Genomic DNA, 5,607 nt, shown 5'->3' with positions numbered 1-5,607 from the left:
GTTTGATTTTCAAACTTCGCAACAGAACCCTAACAACTTAGACGGTTCTGTTGCGAAGTAATCTAATCAAAGAAAATATTACCATTTCACTCTTTACCACCCGAAATTGACCAATCAGTCAAAATATGATATACTCTAATCAAGAGTACTGACTGATTGGTCAATTTAGTGAGGTGTCTAATGGTTACTAAGAATTTTGAAAAAATTTCAGATGAAAAAAAGGAGCAAATAATAACCAAGGGAATTGAAATTTTCTCAAAGTTTTCCTTTGTAGAAGCACGGACTGATTTAATCACTCATGAAGCTGGTATTTCTAAAGGTTTATTATTTTATTATTTTGGCAATAAAAAGAATTTTTACTTATACCTGTTTAAACATACAGTCGACCTATTGACACAAGATTTAGAATACGAAGGAACTTATGATAATTTTTATGAAATAATTTTTTATATGATGGATATGAAATATAATTTAATCACAAAATATCCAGATGAAACAAAATTTTTAAATATGGTTTCAAAGGAAACACACAAAGAAGTTAGTAAAGATATTAGAAATATTTTAAGCATATATCATAAAAAATCAAAAGAAAAATCAAGTAAGATTATTTTAAGTGCTGTTAAAAAATTGAAACTAAGACAAGACATAGATACCCAAAAAATTATAGAGAGTTTAAGTTTGTATATTGATGCAATTGTAATGAAATATCTACATTTGTATCAAGACAAGCCAATGGAGTTATTTGATAATTTTCATGAATTTAAAAAAGATGTTAAAGAATATCTTGATTTAATGATTTACGGAATTGTTATCGAGTAAAACATTCAAGAATTATAGTTAGGAGGAATGTTGAATGAACTATAAAAATCCATACGAAAAATTGTCTGGAAAACTAAATAATCGAAAACTGGTAAATGCTGGTTTTTCAGAAAAAACTTATGATACAGGGAGTGTTAAGCTGAACTATGTGGTTGGTCCTAAAAATGGACCGAGTTTATTATTGATTCCTGCTCAAATGGGTATGTGGGAAAGTTATAAGAAAGTACTTTTGCCACTATCAAAAATTTTCCAAGTATATGCCATAGATGTGAGAGGTCATGGAAAGTCTTCTTGGACACCGGGGCATTATTCATGGAAAATTATTGGTGAGGACATAAAAATATTTATAGAAAATGTAATAAAACAAAAAGTTATTATTAGCGGAAATTCATCAGGTGGCATTATCGCTCTTTGGTGTGCTGCTAATATTCCTGAATATATTTCCGGAATTATTCTTGAGGACGCACCCATTTTTTCTGCTGAAATGCCACGATTTAAAGAACAAGATAAATTCGTATATAACGGGCTAAAGCACCTTGTTAATCAAATCGGAAATATACCAGATAGAGATTTAGCAAATTATTTTCAAAATATGGAAGTACCAGCTTCTGATAAGAGAATCAAAAGAATTCCAAATTGGTTTGTTAGTTGGTTATCACGAAAGATAAAGAAGTTTCAGGATAAATACCCTGATAGTCCGGTTGAAATTGGCTTCCCAGATAGCTTACGTTTGCTAATTAAATCATTGTCTATGTTTGACCCGGATTTTGCCAGAGCCTTTGTAGATGGCAGGTTTTATGATGGTATTGACCATGCAGAAGCTTTTGAAAAAACCAAATGCCCCGTACTGCTTATTCAAGCCGATTGGAAACGCTACGAAAATTACGGACTTATAGGAGCATTTGATGATGATGACGCTCATCATGCTATTTCCTTGGCTCCGCAAATAATATATAAAAAAGTTTCGGCTAACCATGTTATTCATACTTTCAAGCCAAAAGAGTATATTAAACTATTATCAGAATTTAGAGAAATTGTATCTGATAATTCTATATGTAATGGTGAGTGATGACGATGTTGCTAACAGAATGGTTGTTATGTCCTATATGTAAAAGTAAAACGAGTATAAAACTACGAAAAGATACCGAATTAAGGAATTTTCCTCTTTACTGTCCTAAGTGTAAATTAGAAACTTTAGTTAGTATAAAAGAGTTTAAAACCACAATCATTAAAGAGCCGGACGCAAAGACGCAGAGCCGATAATGTAAGATATAAAATCTTATGTTATCGGCTATTTTTATTAGGAGAATTATCATGAAAAATATATACTACAAGCCGATTTTATACGGCGATTGCTTACAAACATAAAACACAGTTATCTATACAAAAGAATCCTCCGTGGTTTTTCACTTCCACAAATAATATAAGCAACACTGCATGGACACATAAACAGAGAACGGTCTGTTTGTGTGTTTGGTTCTGTTGCGAAGTTTGAAAATCAAACGAGCCCTCTCTGAACTCAGAATATCTTAGGCTGGTATTCCCATTAATACCTGCTTAAAATGACGGAAAGTCAAAGATATCGTTTTTGATTTTCTAACTTTGCAACAGAACCCCTTGAATATCAAATGTTTTAGGATAATATATATTTAAATTAGTATCTAATTTGCTGTCAGCTATCTGATAGTCCAAATAGAAGTTTAAATTGTCATCAATTCGTTTGTACCATGCTTTATATAAATTTTCAAACAAAACTGAATTTCCTATGTATTTTATATATAATAAAATAGACTTTTCGTAGGGATAGATATAGTCAAATTTTTTTAAATATAGTTCCATCCTATTAATATCAATTAATAGACTTGCCAACTTATATGCTTCCAGAATCTCAGATGATCCTCCACTATAGGTCGGACGAACTGTTACGTCTATTAATGTACGCTCTAAATTTGTAACATTGATAGCTTTTGAGAATTCAAAAGTTTCTTTTTTAATAATACCAGTATTTCTTGTATTTTTTGAATTTAGTACAAATACTGTATACATAATCCCATTGTATCTAAATAAAAAAGTAGTTTTAGTTTTTCGCATAGGCTTTGAAAATGCAAAATCAATTTTACCTTGAGTTAATTTTGAATTTGCTTCATTCCTAGGCTTTAACGTTTGCTCAGTATTTATATAAATCTCTTTCGGATTATTAAAAGTTAAATCATGTACGTATAACGCACTATAATGTGATAAAAATGATTTAGATTTCAGAGATAATGCTATTTCATACGGAGAAACCGATATATATTTAGCAACATATCTAATGATCGGCTCTTTATTATCAGGATATATCCTAATTTCTTCAAATAATCCTAGAACATCAACTAAATATTTAACCATAATACCAAAGTTAACGCTTGTAGATATTGAAGATTTTTCTTTAGCATCATTTACAAAATTTATCATAGTTGTTCTATTTAAAACATTTCCATATTTCTTTCCAAGATCTTTTAAAAATTCCGCATTTTCTTTTATATGATATCTATCGTTATTCATTTTATTTCCTTAAATATAATTTCAACATCCATAGCTATAGTATATATACTATAGCTATTTTATTCTCTTTTCATTATATCAAAAATTTGATTTAAATAATAGCTATAGTATATATACTATAGCTATGTTATTATACTTTTAAAAAAATAGTTATGATAGAATATATACATAATACAAATAAGGAGACCTAGTATGATAACACCTGACGATATACGATTCATTTGTCTGACAGCAATTTTCTCTAATAATGAACTCTCTCAACTTCTAACTCTAAAAGGGGGGAATGCTTTAAAATTATTAGGTCTAACAGAACGACAATCTCAAGATCTAGATTTTTCTATCTCTGAGTCAAGAAGACTAGATATTAAGTCCCATAAAATTTTATTTGAAAGTTTAATAACAAAAGCATTCTCAGATTTAGGCTACCAAGTCGAAAATTTTAAACTTGAACATCGTCCAACAAAGCGTAATGACTCTATTCCGCCATGGTGGGGAGGATACTTTATATCTTTTATAATCATATCTCAAGAAACATTTGAACAGCTAGATGATAAACAAAGGCAAAATATTGGTGCTCATGGAATTACTATTGAAAATGGTCAAAAAAAAATAAAAATTGATTTAAGTTTTGACGAGTATACAGAGGACAGAATTTCATATAATTTAAATGGTGTAGATATTTTTGTATACTCTCCTTTAATGATAGTAGATGAAAAGATACGAGCATCTTGTCAACAACTTCCAGAATATACATTATCAAAAGCAAAAGATAGATCACGGGATCTTTTTGACATCTACACCATTCTTATAAATAATATTGACGATTTCACAAACTTAGATTCTCCCGAAAATATTTCTATTATAAAAAAAATGTTTGATCTTAAAGGGGTAAATATAGACCTACTACTGCAGATCATAAACCCTTCAATAGATTTACTAAATAAATTGAATAGTGATTATATATCTAAAGTAATACCACAGATTCCTTTAGATAAGCAAATAGATTTTAACTATCTAGTATCCTTTAATAAAAAAGTTTTTGACCGTGTATATCAAAAATTAAAATGATTATATTCTATATCATACGCAAGTCCAACAGAGTATACCCTATTGAACACAAAACGATACTTGACTTTCTAAATTTATTTAGTTACACTGTATACATAGAAACTATATACAGTGTAACTATATAACAAAAAAAGGAGGAACATATATGAGTAGAAATCCTCATTTACCTTTAACCGAAACAACTTTTTACATTCTATTAGTTTTAACCACTCCTGCACATGGATATGCCATTATTCAAGAAATAGAAAAGTTGAGTAATGGATTTGTAAAGGTAGCAGCTGGAACCATGTATGGAGCGATTGAAAATTTACTTAAGCTTAATTGGATAGAAGAAATTCCAAATAGGGAAAAAAGAAGAAGAGTTTACAAAATTACCGATATAGGAGAAGAAGTTTTAACACTAGAAATAGAACGTTTAAGAAGTCTGATTAAACTATCTTCTGAATTTGGATATTAGGAGGGGAAAACATGAAGAAATTTAGAATTTTCTTATCTTTAAAAAAAGAAGAAGAATGGATTAATTCTATACAAGAAGAGGGCTATAAGTTAGTTTCTGTTAATTCTGCAGTCCCTATGTATACTTTTGAAAAATTATCTACTAAAGAAATGTTCATTCCTTATGTACGCCTTGATTTTAGAGAAAAAAGTATGAAGAAAACAAACTATGAAGATTATGTAACACTATTTTCTGATAGTGGTTGGAAACTAATAAAAGGAAGTCGTTCTGGTGGTGCTCAGTACTTTCAGCAAAAACGTCCTGACGTATCAAGAGGAATATTTTCTGACAAAGATTCTCAAGAAAGTGCGAAGAGAAGATATGTTAAATATGGTTATTCATACGGATTTTTATTTTTATTGTATTTTTATATTTTTAGTAGAAATACATCCTGGACCCAAATTATAAACTTCAAGTCATGGTATCTAACACCAAATATCTGGAATTTAAAAGGTGGCAGTTTTTGGTATGCTTTTCTTTTTGAAACTCCCTTTGCTTTACTCCGTGTATTACCGTTATTCTTCTTTTTATTTTTAGGTATCTATTACCTCATACGTTCACTTATAAATGACGATTCAAAATTTAAAAGAAAATAAGAATAAAGAAAGAACCTCTTCTAAATAAGGGTTCTTTTCCTTATTCGCTATAGGGTTCTGTTGCAAAGTTTTCCAAAAAATCTA

At 29.5% G+C, this 5,607-nt stretch carries 7 protein-coding genes; 6 read left to right on the top strand and 1 reads right to left on the bottom strand.

Annotated features, from left to right (window positions below):
- The first annotated feature begins 180 nt into the window (after positions 1–180).
- Genes RR45_RS10720 through RR45_RS10710 form a run of 3 tightly spaced genes read left to right on the top strand, consistent with a single transcriptional unit; the run spans position 181 to position 2,082 of the window.
- On the top strand, positions 181–819 hold the full coding sequence (locus RR45_RS10720) for a TetR/AcrR family transcriptional regulator (RefSeq protein ID WP_031367205.1): 639 nt from the start codon (positions 181–183) through the stop codon (positions 817–819).
- A 34-nt stretch (positions 820–853) separates the two neighbouring features.
- A complete protein-coding gene (locus RR45_RS10715) occupies positions 854–1,888 on the top strand; it encodes an alpha/beta fold hydrolase (RefSeq protein ID WP_006906970.1) in 1,035 nt (344 codons plus the stop codon).
- Positions 1,885–2,082, top strand: coding sequence for a cysteine-rich KTR domain-containing protein (locus tag RR45_RS10710; protein ID WP_096823193.1), 198 nt, complete (start codon positions 1,885–1,887; stop codon positions 2,080–2,082). The genes RR45_RS10715 and RR45_RS10710 overlap by 4 nt, the downstream gene beginning before the upstream one ends.
- A 333-nt stretch (positions 2,083–2,415) precedes the next feature.
- On the opposite strand, the gene RR45_RS10705 is transcribed toward RR45_RS10710, so the two are convergent.
- On the bottom strand, positions 2,416–3,363 hold the full coding sequence (locus tag RR45_RS10705; RefSeq protein WP_072353696.1) for a type IV toxin-antitoxin system AbiEi family antitoxin domain-containing protein: 948 nt from the start codon (positions 3,361–3,363) through the stop codon (positions 2,416–2,418).
- Positions 3,364–3,555: 192 nt separating this feature from the next.
- Between RR45_RS10705 and RR45_RS10700 the strand changes: the two genes are divergently transcribed.
- The 3 genes from RR45_RS10700 (at position 3,556) to RR45_RS10690 (ending at position 5,523) form a co-directional block, all read left to right on the top strand.
- Complete coding sequence (locus tag RR45_RS10700) at positions 3,556–4,431, top strand: nucleotidyl transferase AbiEii/AbiGii toxin family protein (protein WP_084463506.1); 876 nt, start codon at positions 3,556–3,558, stop codon at positions 4,429–4,431.
- 145 nt (positions 4,432–4,576) lie between these two features.
- Positions 4,577–4,888, top strand: a complete 312-nt coding sequence (locus RR45_RS10695) for a PadR family transcriptional regulator (RefSeq protein ID WP_012898740.1) — start codon at positions 4,577–4,579, stop codon at positions 4,886–4,888.
- Between the two features lie 11 nt (positions 4,889–4,899).
- Entirely contained in the window at positions 4,900–5,523 is a 624-nt protein-coding gene (locus RR45_RS10690) for a DUF2812 domain-containing protein (RefSeq protein WP_031367209.1), read from the top strand.
- Positions 5,524–5,607: the final 84 nt, after the last annotated feature.

This window comes from Pseudolactococcus chungangensis CAU 28 = DSM 22330 (genome assembly GCF_002441885.1).
GTDB classification, from domain to species: domain Bacteria; phylum Bacillota; class Bacilli; order Lactobacillales; family Streptococcaceae; genus Pseudolactococcus; species Pseudolactococcus chungangensis.
The sequence above is the reverse complement of the archived record's forward strand: the minus strand, read 5'-3'. Positions and strand labels throughout refer to the sequence as shown.